Below are 22,210 nucleotides of genomic sequence, written 5' to 3'. Positions count from 1 at the left end.
CGGCAAGGCCCTCAGGTCAGTCGAGTCGGTCGAATTCGTCGACCTCGTCCTGGGCGAGGTCGAGGAGAGGGAAGTCGGAGGGCGTGTGTCCTCCAGAGGCGGGTGCCGCGGTGTGGGCCGCGAGGCCGCCGAGCATGTCCGCCCAGGCGCGCCCGAGCCGTTCGGCGTCCGCGTCCCGCACCAGCCGTCGGGGCCAGTGCACGGTGAGGGTCAGCTCGGGCCCGCCCGGCGTGTCCCGGACCATCGCGCCGACGTCCAGCAGGTGCCGCAGCGGGGTCTCGGGGTCGACGGAGCCCCCGATCGCGTTCCCCGCGGCCATCTGCCAGGCTCCGCCGCCGTGGCCGTCCGCCGTGTCGGCGGCGAACCGGCCCATGTAGGTGAAGTTGATCTGCGGGGCCGGGGCGGCCGCCAGGACGGGGGCGGTCTCGGAGTTGAGGTGGCGCAGGAGTGCGTGGCCGAGACCGTCGCCGGGGACCGCGCGCGTCTGCTCCTTGACCGCCTTCAGCAGTTCACCGGCGGCCGGGCCGCCTGCCAGGACCTCGGCCGGATCCACTCCCGCCGTGCCGAGCCGGACGGGGTGCGCGCTGGTGAACCAGCCAACCGTGCGCGACAGTTCCACCCCGTCGTCCAGTGGCTCGCGGCCATGCCCTTCGATGTCGACGAGTACGTCGGTCTCCTCGTCGGTGCGCCAGTACGCGACCGCGGCCGTCAGCGCGGCAAGGAGCACGTCTTCCACACCGCAGTGGTACGCGGCCGGGGTGCGCGTCAGCAGGGTCTCGGCCTGGCGCGCGGGGACGGTCCACGTGGTGCGGCGCAGGGTCCGTACGGTGTCCAGGGCGGCGTCCAACTCCGCGCTCACCAAGGGTGTTTGCCGCGCTCCTAGCAAGGCCAGCCAGCTGTCCAGCTCGGCGGTGCGCCGCTCACTGGCCGCCTCGGCCGTCAGCAGCTGCGCCCAGCGGCGGAACGAGGTGCCCACGGGGTCCAGCCGGGGTACCCGCCCGGCGACGGCCGCCTCACACGCGGCTCGCAGGTCCGGCACCAGTACGCGCCAGGACACCCCGTCCACCACCAAGTGATGGGCGATCAATACCAGTTGACCGGCCCGGCCGGGTCCGGGGTCCACCCATACCGCTTGGACCATCACCCCGGCGGCGGGGTCAAGGCGCTCCGCGGCCTCACGCGCGACGGCCTCCACGCCATCGGCGCCGAGATCCGCCGCGTCCACCCGCCCGACCAGGCTCCCGGCGTCGACCGAGCCACGCTCGCCGACGATCAGCTTCTGCTCGCCGGGAACGGTCCGCGCCCGCAGCATGTCGTGCGCGTCCAGGACGGCACCGAGTCCCGCCGCCAGCACGCCGAGACCCAGCCCGGCCGGGGCGCCGAGGACCACCCACTGTGCGAACCCGGGCCGCGCCGCACGCTCGCCCAGCGCCCGCATCGCCGGCGTCCAGGGAACTTCACCGATGCCCACGTCGAGCGTGGCGCCCGCCTCTTCGACCGTGGTGGCGACCTGCGCGAGCCGTTCCGGGGTCTTCTCCTCGAAGACCTGCCGGGACGTCACCACGAGCCCGGCCCGGCGGGCGCGCGAGACCAGCTGCATGGAGCTGATCGAGTCGCCGCCCAGCTCGAAGAACCCGTCCTCGACGCCGACCCGGTCGAGCCCCAGGACCTCGGCGAAGACGCCGCACAGGATCCGCTCGGCCGCCGTGCGCGGTGCGCGTCCGGTCACCCGGGCGGCGAAGTCCGGCGCGGGCAGGGCCGCCCGGTCCACCTTGCCGTTCACCGTGAGAGGCAGGGTGTCCAGGGTCAGGATCACCGCCGGGACCATGTAGTCGGGCAGACGGTCGGTCACGTACGCACGTAACTCCTCCGTGTCGATACCCAAGCCGTCCGCAGCAGTCACGTAACCAATCAACTGCTTGTCGCCGGGGCCGTCCTGACGAGCCACCACAACTGCCTGGCCGACCGTCTCATGTCCGGCCAGCACCGCCTCGACCTCACCCGGCTCCACCCGGAACCCACGGACCTTCACCTGCTCATCCGCACGCCCCACGAAGAGCAACTCACCCTCGGACGACCACCGGACCAGATCCCCCGTCCGGTACATCCGCTCCCCGCCCGCACCGAACGGGCACGCCACGAACCGCTCCCCCGTCAGCCCCGACCGTCCGAGGTATCCCTGCGCGAGACCGGTCCCCGCTATATACAGCTCGCCCACCACGCCCGGCCCGGCCGGACGCAGGAACGCGTCGAGGACATACGCCTGCCGGTTGCCCAGCGGCCGCCCGATCGGCAGCACCGGCCCGCCCTCGGCGCCCACCGGCAGCCCATGCCAGGTCGCTGCCAAGGTGACCTCGGTCGGCCCGTACAAATGCCGGACCCGCACTTCGGGGCACGCCTCGCGCACCCGCGCCACCGACCCGGCGGGCACCACGTCCCCGCCCGTCAGCACCTCACGCAGACCGGCGAAACACTCCGGGGACTCCTCCGCGAGCACCCGGAACAGACCCGCCGTGACATGCACCGCCGTGACGCCCTCCGCGACCGCCTCCCGCACCCGACCCGCATCCACCGCACCCGGCGCGGCCACCACCACCCGGCCACCCGCCACCAACGGCACCCACACCTCGAACAGGGAGATGTCGAAGGCGTGCGGCGCGTGCATCAGCACCGCGTCGCCCGCGCCCACCGACCACCCCGGGTCGCCGACCAGCCCCGCCACGCTCCCGTGGGTAACCGCCACGCCCTTCGGCACACCGGTCGACCCGGACGTGTACATCACGTATGCCAGGTCCTGCGCGCCCACGGGAACCGCCGCCCCCAGGGGCCGAACCCGCGCGATCGCCGCTGCCACCTCGGCGTCATCCAGCACCACCGGCCGGACCCCTACACCCTCGGGCACCATCCCGCGCGTCGCCTCGGTGCACACGACCGCGACGGGGTCCGAGTCGTCCAGCAGCAGCGCCACGCGCTCCGCCGGGTAGTCGGGGTCCACCGGAACGTAGGCCGCTCCCGCCCGCCACACCCCGAGCAACGCCACCAGCAGATCAGCGGACCGCTCCATCACCACCGCGACACGATCGCCACGACCCACACCCCGCCCAGCCAAGAACGCCGCCAGACGACCCGAGCGCTCCGCCAACTCGCCATAGCTATACGAGCGTTCGCCATCCGTCACCGCCACCGCGTCCGGCGCCCGCGCCACCTGCCCGCTGAACAGCTCCGGCACCGACACACCTGGCACCCGGCCCGCCGTCGCGTTCCACGCCTCCACCACCAGCGCGCGCTCCTGCGCACCCGCCACCTCCACCCGCCCCACCGGCACCAACGGATCCGCCACCATCTGTTCGAGCACCCGCACCAGGCGTTGTCCCAGTTCGGTGACGGCGTGGCGGTCGAACAGGTCGGGTCGGTACGTGAAGCGGACGTGGAGGCGGTCGGCCATCAGGACGCCGAGGGTCAGCGGGTAGTTGGTGGCCTGTTCGCCCGGGGAGACGGTGAAGGTGGGGGTGTCGGGAGCGGTCGGGTCGGCGGGCGGGTTGGGGTAGTTCTCGTAGACCACGAGCGTGTCGAAGACCGCGCCGGGGCCGGCCACCTTCTGGATCTCGGAGAGGCCGAGGTGCTGGTGCGCCATGAGGGCGGCCTGGCGGTCCTGGAGCCGCGCCAGCATCTCCGTCACGGACTGCTTGCCGTCGAGGCGCACCCGCACGGGCAGCGTGTTGATGAGCAGGCCCACCATCGACTCCACGCCCGGCAGTTCCGCCGGGCGGCCCGCGACTGTCGCGCCGAACACCACGTCCGTGCGCCCCGCCAGACGCGCGAGGACCAGCGCCCACGCGCCCTGGACGACGGTGTTCACGGTCAGCCCCTGGGCGCGGGCCGTCTCCGCGAGGGCCCGGGTGGTCTCCTCGGGGAGCCGTACAAGGTGTTCGTCCGGCAGCACCGGGGTCCCGCCCGCCTCCGCGGGGGCCACGAGGGTCGGCTCGTCGGCCCCGGCAAGCTCCGCACGCCAGGCGGCCCGTGCCGCCTCCTTGTCCTGCCGGCCGAGCCACAGCAGGTAGTCCCCGTAGGAGGCGGCCGGTGCGAGTACGGAGGCGTCGCCGCCCGCCGCGTAGACCTGTGACAGCTCGCCCAGCAGGACGGGCATCGACCAGCCGTCCATCAGGAGGTGGTGCGAGGTCACGATGAGCCGGTGCCGGTGGTCGGCGAGCCGGATCAGGAGCAGCCGGAGCAGTGGTGGCGCCGACAGGTCCAGTCGCTCCGCGCGTTCGCCCGCGGCCAGCTTCTCGGCGCGGGCCGGGCGGTCGGCCGCGGGGTGCGCGGAGAGGTCGGCCTCGTGCCAGGGCAACGTGACGTTCCGGGTGATGAGTTGGACCGCCTCGCCCGACTTCCTGCGGTGGAAGCTCGCCCGCAGCGCCGCGTGCCGGTCCAGGAGCGCCTGCCATGAGGTCCGTAACCGGCGCGCGTCCACGGGGCCTTCGACGTCCAGCGTGAACTGCACGGCGTAGACATCGGGGCCGCTGTCGTCGAAGTCGGCGTGGAACAGCAGGCCTTCCTGTAGCGGTGACAGCGGCCACACTCCCGCCAGGGCGGAGCCGTGGGCCGAACTCTGCGCGGCGGTTGATGACTTCACCGGGACAGACCCTCCTCGAGCTTGGCTGCTATCGCTTCGAACTGGTCGACCTCGTCCTGTTCGAGGTCGAGGAGGTGGAAGTCGGAAGGCGTGTGCCCGCCCGCGGCGGGCTCGTCGGTGTGCACGGCGAGGCCGCCGAGCATCGCCACCCAGGCCCGGCCGAGGCGCTCCACGTCGGTCTCGTCCAGGAGCCGTCCCGGCCAGCTGAGGGTGACGGTCAGCTCGGGTCCCTCCGGGGTGTCCCGGACCACCGCGAGGCCTTCCACCACGTGCATCGCGGGCAGGTCCGGTTCGGTGGAGCCGCCGACCGCGGCGGCCCCGGCCTGCTGCCAGTCGTCGACGGTGCCCGCCGCCCCCGCGGCGAACCTGCCGAGGTAGTTGAAGCCGATCTGCGCGCTCGGCGCGGCCGCCAGGGCCGAGCCCGTGCCGGGGTTGAGCCTGCGGAGCAGTGCGTAGCCGAGGCCGTCCCCGGGCACCGCCCGGACCTGCTCCTTCACGGCCTTGACCAACGTACCGGCAGCCGGGCCACCGGCCATAGCGTCGTCCAGGTCGGCGCCGGTCACCGCCAGGCGGACCGGGTGCACGCCGGTGAACCATCCGACGGTACGGGACAGGTCCGCGCCCTCCAGCGGTTCGCGGCCGTGGCCCTCGACCTCCACCAGGAGTCCGGTGGCGGTCTCGGGCCGCCAGTGGGCGACCGCGCCCGCCAGGGTACCGAGGAGCACCTCGCGCACACCGCAGTGGAAGACGCCCGGGGTCCGGCCCACCAGGGTGGCCGCCTGCTCGGGCGGGAGGGTCCACGAGTGGCGGCGGAGGGTCAGCGCGGTGTCGATTGCCGGGTCCAACGCCCGTTTCCCCAGGGGGGGTTGGGGCTCTCCCAGGAGGGCGGTCCAGCCGTCCAGTTCGGCGGTCCGCCTGTCGTCGTGGGCCTGCTCGGCGAGCAGGTGCGCCCAGCGCCGGAACGAGGTGCCGACCGGGTCGAGCGCCGGTTCGCGCCCGGCGGCGGCCGCCTCGCAGGCCGCCCGGAGGTCGGGGAGCAGCACCCGCCAGGAGACTCCGTCGACCACCAGGTGGTGGACGACCAGCACGATCCGGCCCGTGCGGCCGGGTCCGGCGTCCACCCATACGGCCTGTGCCATCACGCCGTGCGCCGGGTCGAGGCGCAGTGCCGCCTCCTGTGCCGCGCGTCCCGCCACCTCGTCCAGCCTGGTGGGGTCCCTCGGCGCGTCGGCGCCGACCGGCACGTCGGCCCCCGGTGCGGCTTCCCGTACGCCGACCGCGTCCACGCGCGCGACCAGGCTTCCCGCGTCCACCGACCCCGTTTCGCCGACGATCAGCTTCGGCTCGCCGGGTACGGTACGCGCCCGCAGCATGTCGTGCGTGTCGAGCAGGGCGCCGAGACCGGCCGCCAGCACGTCCAGGCCGAGCCCGGCGGGCGCGCCGACGGTCGTCCACTGGGCGAAGCGGGCGCCCGCGGCGCGCTCGCCGAAGGCCCGCATCACCGGCGTCCAGGGCACCTCCCCGACACCGACGTCGTCGACGGCGCGTTCCTGCGCCCCCGCCGCCTCCACGACGGCCGCGAGGCGCTCGGGCGTCTTCGCCTCGAACACGTGCCGGGGCGTCATGACAAGGCCCGCCCGGCGGGCCCGCGACACCAGCTGCATCGAGCTGATCGAGTCGCCGCCCAGCTCGAAGAAGCCGTCGTCGGCGCCGACGCGTTCGAGCCGCAGCATCTCGGCGAACAGGTCGCACAGGATGCGTTCGGTCTCCGTACGCGGTTCCCGGCCCGAGACGCGCTCGGCGAAGTCGGGCGCGGGCAGCGCGGCCCGGTCCAGTTTGCCGTTGGCGGTCAGCGGCAGCGCGTCGAGGACCAGGACCGCCGTCGGCACCATGTGTTCCGGGAGCAGACCCGCGGCGTGCGCGCGTACGGTCCCTCCGTCCACCGTCCCCGGGTCGGCGGCCACATAGCCGATGAGACGGCGCTCGCCCGGGCGGTCCTCGCGGACCGTCACCACGGCCTCGCGCACTCCGGGGCAGCCGGCGAGGGCGGACTCGATCTCGCCGGGTTCGATGCGGTGTCCGCGGATCTTCAGCTGGTCGTCGGCGCGGCCCGCGAAGATCAGTTCGCCGTCTCCGGTCCACCGCACCACGTCCCCGGTGCGGTACATCCGCTCCCCCGCCCCGAACGGGCTTGCGACGAAGCGTTCCGCGGAGAGCGCCGAGCGCCCCAGATAGCCGCGCGCGAGCCCGGCCCCGGCGACGTACAGCTCGCCCGGCACGCCGACGGGCACCGGCCGCAGGGAGGTGTCCAGCGCGTACACGCGGGTGTTGGCGATCGGGCCGCCGATCGGCGCCGTGCCGTCGCGGTCGTGCCGGACCGCGCTCACCGTGGAGATGATCGTCGCCTCGGTGACGCCGTACTGCTGGTACATGGCGCGGCCCCGGCGCCAGCGGCGGCGCGCCTCGGGTGGCATGGGCTCGCCGCCGATGATCAGCAGGCGCAGCTCCGGTACGTCCTCGGCGTCCATCTGCAGCAGGTACGTCGGGGTCGTCGCCAGGTGGGTGACGCGCCGCGCCCGCATAAGGCGGGTCAGCTCCTCGCCGGAGGCGTCCAGTTTCGACGGGGCGAGGACCAGCCGCGCACCCGCGCACAGCGTCGGCCAGATGTCCGCCATGGAGACGTCGAAGCTCGGCGAGACGAGTTGCAGGACGCGGCTGTCCTCGTCGAGCGCGTACCGCCGGAGGTTGTCCTCGACGACGTTGCGCAGGCCGCGGTGGGAGACGGCGACGCCCTTCGGGGTGCCCGTCGAGCCCGAGGTGTAGATCACGTACGCGGCGTTGTCCCCGGTCAGTGGCGCCAGGCGCTCGATGGGGCGCAGGGGGCCGGGCGCGTACGAGGCCATGTCCTCGGCGACCGCGGAGTCGTCCATGACGACGACGCGGCGGGCGGAGCGTGGGTGTCCTGCCGCCGAGCCGGTGGGCCTCGCCGTGCTCATTCCCGCGGCGTCCGTCGGCACCGCGCCCCGCGTCGTCCTCGTGCACAGCACCACCGCCGGATCGGAGTCCTCCAGCAGATGCGCCACCCGGTCCGCCGGGTACTCCGGGTCCACCGGGACGAAGACCCCGCCGGCCATCGAGACGGCGACGAGCGCCACCATCATCGGCACCGACCGCTCGACCACGACCGCCACCCGGCACTCGGGGCCCACGCCCGCGTCGACCAGGTACCGGGCGAGCCGAGCGGCCTGGGCGGCCAACTCCCCGTAGGTCAGGGCGTTTTCCCCCGTCACGCCGGATTCGACCGCCACCGCGTGCGGGGACCGTGCCGCGCGATCCTCGAAGAGTTCGACGACCGTCGAGGGGGGCACCGGCAGGGCGGAGTCGTTCCAGTGCTCCACCACCTGGGCGCGTTCGGCGGCCGTGAGGACGTCCACGTCGCTGAGCCGGATCTCCGGGTCGGCGGCGACCTGTTCGAGGACGTACACCAGGCGCTCGGCCAGCTTCCGGGCCGTGTCGTCGTCGAACAGGTCGGTGGCGTAGAGGATCTCGCCGTCCAGACCGGCCGGGGCGCCGAGCGCGTCGCGCCGTTCGACCATGGAGACCGCCAGGTCGAACCGGGCCGCGAGCCTGGGCGGCAGTGGCGCGGGGCTCACGCGCACGCCGGGCAGGTCCCAGGTGGCCTCGGGCACGTTCTGGAGTGCCAGCATCACCTGGAACAGAGGGGTGCGGGAGAGGGACCTGGACGGGTTCAGTTCTTCGACGAGGCGTTCGAAGGGCACGTCCTGGTGCGCGTACGCGGCCAGATCCGTGGCCCGCACCCGCTCAAGCAGCTCCGCGAACGTCGGATCACCACTCAGATCCGTCCGCAGCACCAGCGTGTTCACGAAGAACCCCGCCAGCTCCTCCAACGCCGCATCACCACGACCGGCCACCGGCGTCCCCAGCGGAATATCCTCCCCCGCCCCCAACCGGGACAGCAGCACACTCACCGCCGCATGTACGACCATGAACATCGTCGCCCGACCACGCCCGGCCACCTCCACCAGCCGCGCATGCGTCCCCGCATCCGCCGCCACCGCCACCAGACGCCCCTCGAACGAAGGCACCACAGGACGAGCACGGTCCACCGGCAGAGCAATCTCCTGCGGGACTCCGGTCAACACATCCCGCCAGTACGCCAACTGTCCACTGATCACACTCGCCGGATCATCCAGACCGCCCAGCATCTCCCGCTGCCACAACGCGTAATCCGCGTACTGCACCGGCAACGCACCCCACCCAGGAGCGCGCCCCTCGCAGCGAGCCCCGTACGCCGCCTCCAGATCCCGCGCCAGCACACCCATCGACCAGCCATCAACCGCCACATGATGAGCCACCACCGACAACACAAACTCACCCGGACCCACCACCAACAACCACACCCGCCACGGCACATCCACCCGCAGGTCGAAGCCCTCACCCAGCTGCGCGGCGAGCATCTCGGTGAGCCGCTCCTCGTCGCAGTGCGCGATGGTCAGGGGCGGGCGGCCCGTCCTTCCGTGCAGGACGCGCTGGTGCGGGACACCGTCGATGTCGGGGAAGACCGTGCGCAGGCTCTCGTGCCGCTCCGCCACATCGCCGAGCGCCGCCTCCAGGGCCGCCACATCGAGCACACCCGAAATGCGCAGCACCAAGGGCACGTTGTACGCGGCGGCCGCGCCCGGGACCGACTCCTCCATCCGGTTCAGGAACCACATCCGCTGCTGCGCGAACGACAACGGCACCACATCCGGGCGCGGCCGCGGACGCAGCGCGGCCCGCGCCTCCCCCGCGAAGCCGCCGGCGCCGCCGTCGATCAGCCGGGCGAGGCCCGCCACGGTCGGCGCGCCGAACAGTTCGGCGATCCCCACCTCCGCCTCCAGCACCGCCCGCACCCGGGAGATCAGCCGCATCGCCAGCAGCGAATCGCCGCCGAGTTCGAAGAACCCGTCCTCGGCCCCGACCCACTCAAGGCCGAGCACCTCCCCGAACAGACCGCACAAGATCTCCTCGGTCTGCGTACGCGGCTCCCGGCCGGAGGCCCGGGGAGTGAAGTCCGGCGCGGGCAGAGCCGCCCGGTCCAGCTTGCCGTTCACCGTGAGCGGCAGCGCGTCGAGGACGAGTACGGCCGCCGGGACCATGAACTCCGGCAGGCGCAGTGCCAGTTGGTCGCGGATGCGCTGGGGGGCGATGCCGTACTCCCCCTCACGTACGAGGTAGGCGACCAGGCGCCGGTCGCCCGGCCGGTCCTCGCGCACGACCGCCACCGCCTGCCGGACCGCCGGGTGCGCGGAGAGCGCCGCCTCGACCTCGCCCAACTCCACCCGGAACCCACGGATCTTCACCTGGTCGTCGGCGCGTCCGGCGAAGAGCAACTGCCCGTCAGACGTCCAGCGGGCCAGGTCCCCGGTCCGGTACATCCGCCCGCCCGCGCCGAACGGGCAGGCGACGAACCGTTCCGCCGTCAGACCCGCCCGCCCCACATAGCCGCGCGCCACACCGGGCCCCGCGAGGTACACCTCGCCCACCACGCCCGGCGGCACCGGGCGCAGGAAGCCGTCGAGCACGTACGTACGCATATTGGCCAGGGGGCGCCCGATGGGCGGGGGCTCGTCGCCCGCCGTGATCGCGGAGTCGACCGGTCCGACGGTGGCCATCACGGTCGCCTCGGTGGGCCCGTACGTGTTCCAGACCCGGGCCTGTGGAGTCCAGCGGGCCGCCAGGTCGGCGGTGAGCAACTCGGCTCCGAGGACCCAGTTGCGTACGCCGGGCACGGCCGCCGGATCCAGCACGCTCAGCAGCGACGGCACCACGCTCGCCGTGCTCACCCCGGCGGCGTCGATCATCCGGGCCAGTGCGGCGGGCTCGGCCCGTTCCCGGCTCGTCGCGATGGCGAGCGTGCCGCCCGCGGCCAGCGTCACCGCCACGTCAAGGACCGCCGCGTCGAAGCTGAAGGACGCGAACTGGAGCACGGCCACGCCCTCGGCCACGCCCATCGCCGGTCGCATGGCCTCCGCGAGGTTCGCCACCCCGCCGTGGGCCACGGCGACACCTTTCGGGCGGCCTGTCGAGCCGGAGGTGTAGATGACGTAGGCGAGTTGATCGGGCAGGACGGCCGTGTACAGGGGGGCCGGGGACTCCGCAGCCAAGGCGGCTGTGGTCCGCGCCTCGTCCAGCAGCACCACCTGCGCCGTTACCGGTACGTCGGTCATGGTGGCGGTGGTGCCCAGTACCACCCGCGCCCCGCTGTCGGCGACCATGAACGCGAGCCGGTCCGCCGGGTACTCCGGGTCGAGCGGCACGAACGCGCCGCCCGCCTTCCACACCGCCAGCTCGCCGACGATCATGTCGATCCCGCGCGGCAGGCACAGGCCCACCTTGTCCTCGCGACCGACACCGAGGCCCGTCAAGTGGCGGGCCAGGCGGTTGGCCCGCGCGTCCAACTCCCCGTACGGGACCGCGTCCTGGCCGCAGCGTACGGCCACGGCGTCCGGCGACCGCCCCGCCCGCTCCTCGAACAGGCCCGGCACCGATGTGTCCGTGCCGGGGACCGCCGTATCGTTCCAGCGCTCCACCACCTGGGCGCGCTCGTCCGCCGTGAGGACGTCCACGTCGCTGAGCCGGATCTCCGGGTCGGCGGCGACCTGTTCGAGGACGTACACCAGGCGCTCGGCCAGCTTCCGGGCCGTGTTCTCGTCGAACAGGTCCGCGGCCAGGAGGACGTCACCGGCCAGCCCGGCCGGAGCCCCCCGCTCGTCACGCCGCTCGGTGAGCGTGACCGCGAGATCGAAGCGCGCGGCGGGCGCGACCATCGGCAGCGGGCGCACCCGGAGGCCCTGGAGCCTCCACTCCGGGTCGGGCAGGTTCGGCAGGGCCAGCATCACCTGGAAGAGCGGATTGCGGGAGACGGAACGAGAGGGGTTCAGTTCTTCGACGAGGCGTTCGAAGGGCACGTCCTGGTGCGCGTACGCCGCCAGATCCGTGGCCCGCACCCGCTCAAGCAGCTCCGCGAACGTCGGATCACCACTCAGATCCGTCCGCAGCACCAGCGTGTTCACGAAGAATCCGGCCAGCTCCTCCAACGCGGCGTCGCCGCGACCGGCCACCGGCGTCCCCAGCGGAATGTCCTCCCCCGCCCCCAACCGGGACAGCAGCACACTCACCGCCGCGTGCACGACCATGAACATCGTCGCCCGACCACGCCCGGCGACCTCCACCAGCCGCGCATGCGTCCCCGCATCCGCCGCCACCGCCACCAGACGCCCCTCGAACGAAGGCACCACAGGACGAGCACGGTCCACCGGCAGAGCAATCTCCTGCGGGACTCCGGTCAACACATCCCGCCAGTACGCCAACTGTCCACTGATCACACTCGCCGGATCATCCAGACCGCCCAGCATCTCCCGCTGCCACAACGCGTAATCCGCGTACTGCACCGGCAACGCACCCCACCCAGGAGCGCGCCCCTCGCAGCGAGCCCCGTACGCCGCCTCCAGATCCCGCGCCAGCACACCCATCGACCAGCCATCAACCGCCACATGATGAGCCACCACCGACAACACAAACTCACCCGGACCCACCACCAACAACCACACCCGCCACGGCACATCCACCCGCAGGTCGAAGCCCTCACCCAGCTGCGCGGCGAGCATCTCGGTGAGCCGCTCCTCACCGGCCGGTGTCACGGTCAAGGGCGGGCGGCTCTCCTCGCCCTCCAGCACCCGCTGGTACGGGACGCCCCCGGCGTCCGGGAGGACCGTGCGCAGACTCTCGTGCCGGTCAGCCACATCACCGAGCGCCGCTTCCAGGGCGGACATGTCCAGGGCGCCTGAAATCCGCAGGGTGAGCGGCAAGTTGTAGGCGGCGGCCGCGCCTGGAACGGAGTCCGCCATCCGGTTCAGGAACCACATCCGCTGCTGCGCGAACGACAGCGGCACCGCCCGCGGGCGCGATCGCGGACGCAGCGCGGCCCGCGCCTCCCCGTCGAGGCCGCCGACGCCGCCGGCGCCCCCGTCGTCGATCAGGCGGGCGAGATCTGCCGCCGTCGGCGCGCCGAACAGTTCCCCGATCCCCACTTCCACGTCCAGGACCGCACGCACCCGCGCCACCAGCCGCATCCCGAGGAGCGAGTCCCCGCCAAGATCGAAGAACGACGCGTCGGCGCCGACCCGGCCCAGGCCGAGGACCTCGCCGAACAGGGCGCACAGCACGTCCTCCACGGGCGTCGCGGGGCCGCGGGCACCGCCCGCGTCGGCGAAGTCGGGTGAGGGCAGGGCGGACCTGTCGAGCTTCCCGTTCGCGGTGAGGGGCAGCGCGTCCAGGACGAGCACCGCCGCCGGGACCATGTACTCCGGCAGGGCCCTGGCCACGTGCTCCCGCAGCAGCCGGGGATCCACTGCGGACCGCCCGTCCGGCACGACGTAGCCGATCAGCCGCTTGTCGCCGCCGGGGCCGCCGTCCCGGCGGGCCACCACGACCGCCTGGGCCACCGATTCATGCCCGGCGAGGACCAGTTCGACCTCGCCGGGCTCCACCCGGAACCCGCGGACCTTCACCTGCTCGTCGGCGCGCCCCACGAACACCAACTCGCCCTCGGGCGCCCACCGCACGAGGTCACCGGTGCGGTACATCCGCCCGCCGTGGTCGAACGGGCACGCCACGAACCGTTCCGCGGTCAGGCCCGAGCGCCCCTGATATCCGCGCGCCAGGCCCGCCCCCGCCACATACAGCTCGCCCACGACGCCCGCCGGGACGGGCTGGAGCGCCGCGTCCAGCACATACACCTGACGGTTGCCCAGGGGGCGGCCGATCGGCAGCACCGGACCGCCCGCCGCGCCCGCGGGCAGCTCATGCCAGGTCGCGCACAACGTGGTCTCCGTCGGCCCGTACAGGTGCCGCACCGCCACCTCCCGGCACCTCCGCGCCACCCGGGCCACCGCCCCGGCCGGCACCACGTCGCCGCCCGTCAGCACCTCGCCGAGCCCCGCGAAACACTCCGGGGACTCCTCGGCGAGGACCCGGAACATGCCCGCCGTGACATGCAGCGCCGACACGCCCGCCGCGACCGCGGCCCTGATCCGCCCCGCGTCCACCACGCCCGGTCCGGCGATCACGACCCGGCCGCCCGCCACCAGCGGCACCCACACCTCGAACAGCGACACGTCGAAGGCGTGCGGCGCGTGCATCAGCACCGCGTCGCCCGCACCCACCGCCCAGCCCGCGTCGGGAGCCACCAGCGCCGCCACACCCCCGTGCGGCACCGCCACGCCCTTGGGCACCCCCGTCGAGCCCGACGTGTACATCACGTACGCGAGGTCCTGCCCGCCCACCGGGACGTCGGGGCCGTCGATCCGGCACGCGGCGACGGCCGCCCGTACCCCGGGATCGTCGACTACCACCGGCTCCGCCCCGCTGTCCGGGGGGATCGCGCCCCGGTAGGCCTCGGTGCACACCACCGCCGCCGGGTCCGAGTCGGCCAGCAGGAACGCCACCCGCTCCGCCGGGTACTCCACGTCCACCGGCACGAACGCCGCGCCCGCCCGCCACACCGCGAGCAGCGCGACGATCAACTCCGCGGAGCGCTCCATCACCACCGCGACCCGGTCCCCGCGCCGCACGCCGACACCGGCCAGATACGACGCGAGACGCCCGGCCGCCGCGTCCAACTCGCCGTGCGAAAGCGTGCGTTCGCCGTCCACGACGGCGACCGCGTCCATAGACCAGCCGAGCTGGCGGGCGAGCAGAGCGGGCACCGAGTCCGCGGCGGGCGGCCGCGCGGCGGCACTCCCCGCCCGCACCAACGCGTCGCGCTCGGCTCCGTCCACCGCATCGACGCGGCCGACCGGCGCCGACGGATCCCCGACCGCGCTCTCCAGGAACGTCAGGAACGACCGGTGCGCCGCCCGGAGCCAGTCACGGCTGTACAGCGCGGGGTTGGCCTCGAAGGTGACCCGCATGCCCTCGCCCGCGGACCAGCCGCTCACCAGCACACCGAAGTCCTCGACGCGCCTGCTCGACAGGTCGCGTACGACGCCCTGGTGCTCGCCGAACGACAGGCTCTCGCCGGCCGTCGGCATGACATTGACGGAGGGGCCGAAGTGCCAGCGATCGCCCACCGGCCAGTTGAGTTCACGACGCAGCCGCTCACCCCGGAAGCCCTGGTGCGCGAGGAGGCCTTCGATCTCGCTCCCTGCCTCCCGCGCCAGATCCACCAGGCTCGTGCCGGGGGCGACAGACAACCGCAGGGGAAGCAGGTTCGCCATGGTGCAGGGGGTGCGCCGCGCCTGGTCGCTCGCGCGGCCCGGGACCGGGAGGCTCAGGACGGCCTCGGCCGACCCCGTCATACGGCCCGTGAAGGCGGCGACCGCGGCGACGACGAGCCTGGGCCAGCTCACCCCGGCACGGTCGGCCGCCGCGCACAGCGCCCGCACGGCGGAGGGCGCCAAGTGGCCCGTCTCCCGCAGGATCTCGGGCTCGCGTTCAAGCTCGGGTTCGGGCTCGGGGTGGGGCTCGGGTTGGCGTTCGGTACGGGCGGCCGGGCCGGGGCCGGGGACATCGGGCAGGTCCGGCCGGTCGGCGAAACGGTCGAGCCAGTACTGCCGGTCGCGCGCGTACCGATCCGACGCCCGGTACGCGGACTCCTCCTCCAACAGCTCGCCGAGCGCGGCGTGTCCGGCCGGTTCCGGGGCCTGCCCGCGCAGCGTCGCCGTATAGACGTGCGCGAGGCGGCGGGCCACGAGGGAACAGCCGAACACGTCCATCAGCAGGTGGTCGTAGCGCTGGAACCAGATGTGCCGGTCAGGGGCGAGGCGAAAGAGCGTGTACGAGAAGGGCCGGTCGGAATCAGCGCCCCGCTCCTGGTTCAGTTCCGCCCGCATCCATTCATCGGCAGCGGTTTCGGGATCGTCCTCCGTACTGAGGTCGACGGAGTCCAGAAGGGGTGCGGAGTCGAGAAGAGGTACGCCGAGGAAAGGGCCGGGGAGATGTTCCGGGGCGAGTACCTGCGAGACCTTGTCGCCGTCCTCCACGAATCGCACACGCAGGATTTCCGTTTCGCCGACCACCTGCCGCAACGCTCGCTCGAATAACCGCGCGTCAATGGGCCCCGATATCTGGACGTACTGGCCGACGCCGTACATCCGACGGGAGCCTTCCACGCGCTGCGCCAGCCAGATTCCTTCCTGGGAATCGAGCAAGGGCAGAGTGCGACCAGCTTTGCCGTTCATCATTCCCCCTCGCCGCGCGAACCGCGTCGGCTATTTCATTCCCGGGCCGTCCAACCGCGCCCCGTGCGCACTTGGACACCGGGCAGGCGCATGAACAAGCGCGGTGAATTCGATGCTATGGCCGAGGGGGGAATTGACGCGACCCGTCCACAGTGGCGGCCCAGGGCGCGATCACCCGGAGGCGGAGTCGCCCGCGCTCGTCACGGAGGCGGCCCGCGGCCGGCGTTGCCCGCCGTGCTGCTGCCGGGTCTGCGGGCGCCGCGCCGCCCGGAGCGGGAAGGCGACCTCGACGACGAGACCGCCCTCCGGCCTGGCGTGCGCGTCCAGGGTCGCGCCGTGGGCGGTGGCGATGGAGCGCACGATCGACAGGCCGAGCCCGTGGTGTCCGTCGCCCGCGGTGCGGTCGAGCCGCTGGAACGGTTCGAAGAGGCGGCCCACCCGGTCCGGCGGGATCAGGCTGCCGGAATTGGCCACCCGGACGACGGCGTGCTCGTCCTCGACGCGGGTCACGAGCCTCACCCAGCCGTCGGGGACGTTGTAACCGATGGCGTTGTCCAGGAGGTTGGCCATCAGGCGCTCCACCAGCGCGCTGTCGCCCCAGGTGGCGGCGGGCCCGGTCACCGTATCCACCCGCAGCCCCCGCCGCTCCGCCTGCTCACGGCAGCCGAGCACCGCCTTCTCCGCCAGCTCGGCCAGTTCGAGCGGCTCCCGCTGGTCCAGGCCGCGTTCGCTGCTCGACAGGGTCAGCAGGGACTCCAGAAGCCGTGCCTGCTGCTCGCTGAGCACCAGGAGCCGTTCGAAGTTGGACCGGAAGGACTCGACGGTGGCGTCGCGGTCGATCAACGACTCCTCGAGGAGGGCGTGTTCGACGGTCAGTGGTGTCCGCAGTTCGTGCGCGGCGTTGGCGACGAAGCGTTTATGGGAGTCGAGGGCGCTTTCGAGACGGCCGAGCAGCCCGTCGACCGTCTCCGCGAGGTCCTTCAGTTCGTCGGCCGGGCCCTCGGCGGCCAGCCGCTCGTGCACGTTGTGCGCGGAGATCCGCTGGATGGTGGAGGTCATCGTGCGCAGCGGGCGCAGCACCCGTCCCGCGACGAACCAGCCGAGGCCGATCGCGATCACCGACATGATGGCCAGCGCGACGCCCGACTCGATCAGCAGGCGGTTCATCTCCATCTCGTGCTGGCGCATCGCCTGTTGGCGCCGCGCCTCGGCGATGCCCTTGAGGGCGGAGGAGGCGCCGCTTTCCGTGTACATGTGCACGCCGTCGTCCGTGGGCGGGCCGGACTTCTCGCGGCTGAAGACGAAGACCCCGTTGGAGCGGCTGACCAGCAGATAGGTGATCGTCAGCAGGACGGCGCCGGAGACGACGAACAGCGATCCGTACAGCAGGGTGAGCCGCATGCGCACCCGTTTGGGCAGGAGTCGGGCGGCCGCCCAGGCGCGGAACCGGGCCGCGTGGGCCGAGCTGGGCAGACGCATCGGCATCGCACCTCACATCCGGTACCCGGGCACACAGACGTTTGCCAGGCTACCCCCGCGGCGCCGCCCCCGAGTCGCCCCGGCGAAATCCGGGACCCGGCGGGAAAACGCGGCATCCGCGACGCCGATGCGCACGTCGCGGATGCCGATCGTCCTTTTCCGGTACGGGGGTGGGGCTCACCCGTGGCCGGGCGGCACACCCCCCTGTCCTGGTCCGGGGCCATGCGGGCCGGGGCCCGGCCCCGGGCCGCCGGGGCCGCCAGGACCGACTGGACCGCCGGGGGCGAAGAAGACTCCCGGCCCCCCTGGGCCCCCCGGACCTCCGGGACCGCCCGGGCCGCCCGGGCCACCGGTGAACATGGTGCCGGGCGGACCGGGCGGGCCGCCCACCGGCTCGGGCACCGGCACCGCGCCGTTCCTGGATTCGAGCGCCGGCGCGTCACCCTTGACGGACGGCTGGCGGGAGAACTGCGTGCGGTACAGCTCCGCGTAGAGCCCGTCCAGTTCCATCAGCTCTTCGTGGGTGCCGCGCTCCTGGACCCTGCCCTGGTCGATGACGAGGATCTGGTCGGCGTCGCGGATGGTGGAGAGGCGGTGGGCGATCACCAGCGAGGTGCGGCCCTTCAGCGCGGTCTTCAGGGCCCGTTGCAGCGCCGCCTCGGACTCCGAGTCGAGGTGCGCGGTCGCCTCGTCGAGCACGACGATGGGCGGGGCCTTGAGCAGGAGCCTCGCCATGGCGACGCGCTGCTTCTCGCCGCCGGAGAACCGGTAGCCGCGGTCGCCGACGACGGTGTCGAAGCCGTCCGGCAGGCTCTCGATCAGCTCCCAGATCTGTGCCGCCTTGCACGCTTCGATCAGTTCCTGCTCGGTGGCGTCGGGACGGGCGTACGCCAGGTTGTCGCGGAGGGTGGCGTGGAAGAGGTGCGCGTCCTGCGTGACCATGCCGACGGTCTCGTTGAGCGACCGCAGCGTCACGTCGCGGATGTCGTGCCCGCCGATCCTGATGGCGCCCTCGACCGGGTCGTACAGCCGCGGCACCAGGTGGGTGATGGTCGTCTTGCCCGCGCCGGACGGGCCGACCAGCGCGGTCAGCTTGCCCGCGGGCGCGGTGAAGTTCAGGTCGCTCAGGGTCCAGGTGTTCTGCGCGCGTTCCTGCATGGGCAGGGCGATGGACTCCAGCGAGGCGAGCGATACGTCGGCGGCCCTCGGGTAGCGGAAGGACACCCCGTCGAACACGATGTCGGGTGCCGTCCCGCCGCCCTGGCTCGTGGCGGGCAGGGGCACGGCGTCCGGCTTCTCGGAGATCAGCGGCTTGAGGTCGAGGATCTCGAAGAGCCGGTCGAAGCTGACGAGCGCCGTCAGCACGCTCGTCTGTGCGCCGGCGAGCTGGTTGATGGGGCCCATCAGCCGGGTGATCAGGGTGGCCAGCGCCACCAGGGTGCCGATCTGGAAGGTGCCGTCGATGACGAGGCTGCCGCCCAGGCCGTAGACGAGCGCGGTGGCGAGCGAGCCCACCAGCATCATCGTCAGGAAGAGCATCTTCCCGTAGACGGCGGTCAGGATGCCGAGGTCCCGGCCCTTGGCCGCGAGCCCGGAGAACATGCCCGTCTCGCCCGCGGGACGGCCGTACAACTTGGCGAGCAGGGCGCCCGTGACGTTGAACCGCTCGCTCATGAACGAGCCGACCTCGGCGTTGACCTGCATGTGCTCCCGCATGATCCGCTGGAGCCTGCCGCCGACGAGCTTCCCGGGCAGGATGAACAGCGGAATGATCACCAGGGAGATCAGGGTGACCACCCAGGAGAGATAGAACATCGTGATCAGTACGAGGACCAGCGTGAGCCCGGCGGACGCCACCGTGGACAGCAGCGTGGTGACCGCCTGTTGGGCGCCGACCACGTCGGTGTTCAGCCTGCTGACGAGCGACCCCGTCTGCGCGCGGGTGAAGAACGCCAGTGGCTGGCGCTGCACATGGTCGAAGATCTTGGTGCGGAGGTCGTAGATGAGCCCCTCGCTGATCCGGCCCGAGTACCAGGCCTCCGCGAACCCGAGGGCGGTGCTCAGCAGCGCGATGGCGGCGACCGCCACGGAGATCCACACGACCACCGAGTTGTTGCGTTCGACGATTCCGTTGTCGATGAGGTACATGAACAGGATGGGCGTGGCCACCACGTTCGCCGCGTTGAGCGCGGTGATGACCAGGAGAAGCACGATGTTGAGGCGGTACGGTTTCGTGTAGGGGATGACGCGTTTCGCCGTGCCGGGCTTGATTCGCTGTTTGGTCACCGGCTGGTCCGGCCCCATACCGCCGCTCATTATCACCGGCCCCGGGCCACCGATCATGGCCACGAAAACCTCCCGTTTCCCTTGTCGTTGCGGTCCGGGCTCGCCTAGCCGGCGGCTTCGTACTTCTCCATCTCCTCGATGAGGCTCTTGGGACGGATGTCCGTCCAGTTCTCCTCTATGTACGCGAGGCAGGCCTCCCGCGTGTCCTCACCGAAGACGGCCTTCCAGCCGGCCGGGACTTCGGCGAAGGAGGGCCAGAGCGAATGCTGGTTCTCGTCGTTGACAAGAACGAGGAAGGTTCCGTTTTCGTCGTCGAACGGGTTGGGCATGACCACTCCGATCAATTTCTGTCGGCAGGATGTGTTTACGCTAGCCGGGGGCCCGGGGGCCGACAAGAGCGTCCAGTGAGCGCCTGACGCGGGACGGAATTCACGGTGTTCGCCCGGCGAAGAAATCGGTGATCGCCGAATTCACGGCGGCGGGCCTCTCCAGATATCCGTAGTGGCCGCATCCCGGGATCTCGGTATAGGTGCTTCCCGGAATGCTCTGCGCGACCTCGCGGGAGAGCCGCGGGCGGACGACGAGGTCGTCCTGGAACCCGATCACCAGAGACGGCGTACTGATGCGCCGGTAGGCCCGCAGGCGGTCCGGGATCAGCTGGAGCCCGAGCTGGCCGCGCAGGCCCGAGCGGTCGAGGTCGGACATCTCGAAGACGGCGAGCCAGTCCCGCAGCCGCTCGTCGTCGTTCAGCGTCCGCGGCGAGAGGTTCTGGAGAGCCTGCACATAGGCGGCGAAGCGGGGCGGCAACTTGCCCTGGACCTCGCCGAGTTGCATGTCGGCGAGTTCCATGTCGGCGGCCGTCATCGCGGCGGTCAGCGCGTCCGTTCGTCCGCTGGTCGCCATCAGGACGGCCTGGCGTACGAGTTCGGGGCGGGCCAGGAGCAGTTCCTGGACGGCGATCGCGCCCAGCGAGTAGCCGACGACCCGGCACGCGCCCTCACCCAGGTGCTCGATGAGGCCCGCGATGTCCGCCGCCATGTCGTCCAGGGTGAACCCCTCGGGGCAGGGGTCGCTCGGCGGGATCCCCCGGTTGTCGAGGGTGATCACCCGGTACCCCGCGCGGGTCAGGGCGGGCACCTGGTGGGTGCGCCACATCCGGCCGGGCGCCCCGGTGCCGGTGACCATGACGACCGGCTCTCCGGCGCCGTACTCCTCGTAGGAGAGTCGTGTCCCGCCTGTCCGGGCGATCGGCATGGGGCTCCCTTCAGCCGCCGGAGCCCGGCGGACCGTCCTGCGGGCCGTCCTGCGGGGTCGCGGCGAAGCGGCCGACCTTGTCGATGACGTCCTGGCCGTAGATCCGCAAAGCCTGTTGGAGCGCGAACTCCGCCATGTACGCGCGGAACGCGTCCGGTGGTTCCTCGGCGAGGTTGAGCATGCGGCGGTTGGCGAGCACCGCGGCGCCGTCGAGCCCGGCCACGGCGCGTTCGACCGCGGCGTCCATCTCCTCCGGTTCCACGATCTCGTCGACCAGGAGCCTCGCGGCCGGTTCGGCGGCCCTGATCCTGCGGCCTTGGAGGATGATCTGCCGGGCGAGCCGGGGTCCCGCGTACCGGGTGAGCCGGAAGTTGGCGACGCCGGGGATGATGCCCTCCTTCGCCGCGGGCAGGCTGAGGTAGGCGTCGGACGCGGCGAGCACGTGGTCGCAGACCAGCAGGACCTGGGCGCCGCCGCCGATGGCGAAGCCGTCCACTGCGGCGACCCACGGCTTCTCCACGCGGGGGGAGTGCCACTGGCCCGCGTGGTCGGTGAGCACACCGCGTACGAGCTTGTGGAGGTAGCCGAGTTCGCGGCGCAGCAGGAACCCGACCAGCGGGATGTCACCGGAGCTGAGGCTCTTGAGGTTGATGCCCGCGCTGAACACCCGCCTGCCGCGGTAGCGCGGGTGGCTCATCTCCCCGCCGCGCAGCAGCCCGACCCGTACCGCCGGGTCGAGCAGGGCGAGGTCGACGGCGGTCTCCATGTCGTCGACCTGGCGGGTGTCCTCGGCGTTCAGCCGGTCGTCGCGGCACAGGGTCAGCCGCGCCACGCCGTCGTCGCCCCGTTCGACGCGCACGGACTCCATCCGCACCGCGCCGGTGCGGGTGAACTCATCGAGGAGCCCCAGGGCGCGGGGGGTCGGCCGGAGCATGGCGTCGAGCAAGTGCGGGCCGGCCGTCGGTGAGCGGAGCACGGCGCGCAGGAAGATGCCCTGGTCGATCTCGTGCCCTTCCTTGGCTGCCTGCGGCCTGCTGCGCTCGGCGGCGAGCAGGGCCTCGTCGGGCACCAGGCCGGGCAGCTCTGTGGCGGCGGCGTCGAGGAGTTCGTCGATGCGCGGCGACAGGGTGCGGCCGCTGGTCAGCCGGTCGTACACGGCGTCGGCGTACGTGTCGAGGAACGCGGCCCGCAGCGCGCGGGCCGCGTCCTTGGCGGCGGCGATCGCGGCCCGCTCGCCGGGTGTGCGGGCGGGCGGTTCCGGCAGGGCCCCGGCCAGTTCGTCGACGCGGGCGAGGGCCCCGGAAGAGGCGGCCAG

General features: G+C 72.5%; 7 protein-coding genes. All 7 read right to left on the bottom strand.

The genetic code is table 11. The features are described from left to right. Positions 1-16: 16 nt before the first annotated feature. The 7 genes from DMA15_RS34345 to dpgC all read right to left on the bottom strand — a co-directional run bounded on the left by DMA15_RS34345 (position 17) and on the right by dpgC (position 22,210). Positions 17-4,633, bottom strand: a complete 4,617-nt coding sequence (locus DMA15_RS34345; RefSeq protein WP_125516559.1) for a non-ribosomal peptide synthetase — start codon at positions 4,631-4,633, stop codon at positions 17-19. Beyond that, the gene (locus tag DMA15_RS34340; RefSeq protein WP_240660334.1) at positions 4,630-15,876 is read right to left on the bottom strand and encodes a non-ribosomal peptide synthetase; all 11,247 of its coding nucleotides are present in this window, start codon (positions 15,874-15,876) and stop codon (positions 4,630-4,632) included. The genes DMA15_RS34345 and DMA15_RS34340 overlap by 4 nt, the downstream gene beginning before the upstream one ends. A gap of 171 nt (positions 15,877-16,047) precedes the next feature. Continuing rightward, positions 16,048-17,355 (bottom strand): HAMP domain-containing sensor histidine kinase, encoded by a 1,308-nt coding sequence (locus tag DMA15_RS34335; protein WP_125516557.1) that lies wholly within the window; start codon positions 17,353-17,355, stop codon positions 16,048-16,050. A 177-nt stretch (positions 17,356-17,532) separates the two neighbouring features. Next, the gene (locus DMA15_RS34330) at positions 17,533-19,698 is read right to left on the bottom strand and encodes an ABC transporter ATP-binding protein (RefSeq protein ID WP_125518200.1); all 2,166 of its coding nucleotides are present in this window, start codon (positions 19,696-19,698) and stop codon (positions 17,533-17,535) included. A gap of 47 nt (positions 19,699-19,745) precedes the next feature. Beyond that, positions 19,746-19,970 (bottom strand): MbtH family protein, encoded by a 225-nt coding sequence (locus DMA15_RS34325; protein ID WP_125516556.1) that lies wholly within the window; start codon positions 19,968-19,970, stop codon positions 19,746-19,748. Between the two features lie 100 nt (positions 19,971-20,070). Beyond that, the gene (locus tag DMA15_RS34320) at positions 20,071-20,895 is read right to left on the bottom strand and encodes an alpha/beta hydrolase (RefSeq protein WP_125516555.1); all 825 of its coding nucleotides are present in this window, start codon (positions 20,893-20,895) and stop codon (positions 20,071-20,073) included. Positions 20,896-20,905: 10 nt separating this feature from the next. Further along, positions 20,906-22,210 carry a (3,5-dihydroxyphenyl)acetyl-CoA 1,2-dioxygenase DpgC gene (dpgC, locus tag DMA15_RS34315; protein WP_240660333.1) on the bottom strand — a complete coding sequence of 435 codons (1,305 nt, stop codon included), beginning with the start codon at positions 22,208-22,210 and terminating at the stop codon, positions 20,906-20,908.

Source organism: Streptomyces sp. WAC 01529 (assembly GCF_003945545.1).
Lineage (GTDB): Bacteria > Actinomycetota > Actinomycetes > Streptomycetales > Streptomycetaceae > Streptomyces > Streptomyces anatolicus.
This window is presented reverse-complemented; position numbering and strand designations above follow the sequence as displayed.

Coding starts and splice junctions, on each gene's coding strand:
- DMA15_RS34340 (WP_240660334.1), bottom strand. CDS start 15,876: ATGAACGGCAAAGCTGGTCGCACTCTGCCCTTGCTCGATTCCCAGGAA.
- DMA15_RS34335 (WP_125516557.1), bottom strand. CDS start 17,355: ATGCGTCTGCCCAGCTCGGCCCACGCGGCCCGGTTCCGCGCCTGGGCG.
- DMA15_RS34330 (WP_125518200.1), bottom strand. CDS start 19,698: ATGATCGGTGGCCCGGGGCCGGTGATAATGAGCGGCGGTATGGGGCCG.
- DMA15_RS34325 (WP_125516556.1), bottom strand. CDS start 19,970: ATGCCCAACCCGTTCGACGACGAAAACGGAACCTTCCTCGTTCTTGTC.
- DMA15_RS34320 (WP_125516555.1), bottom strand. CDS start 20,895: ATGCCGATCGCCCGGACAGGCGGGACACGACTCTCCTACGAGGAGTAC.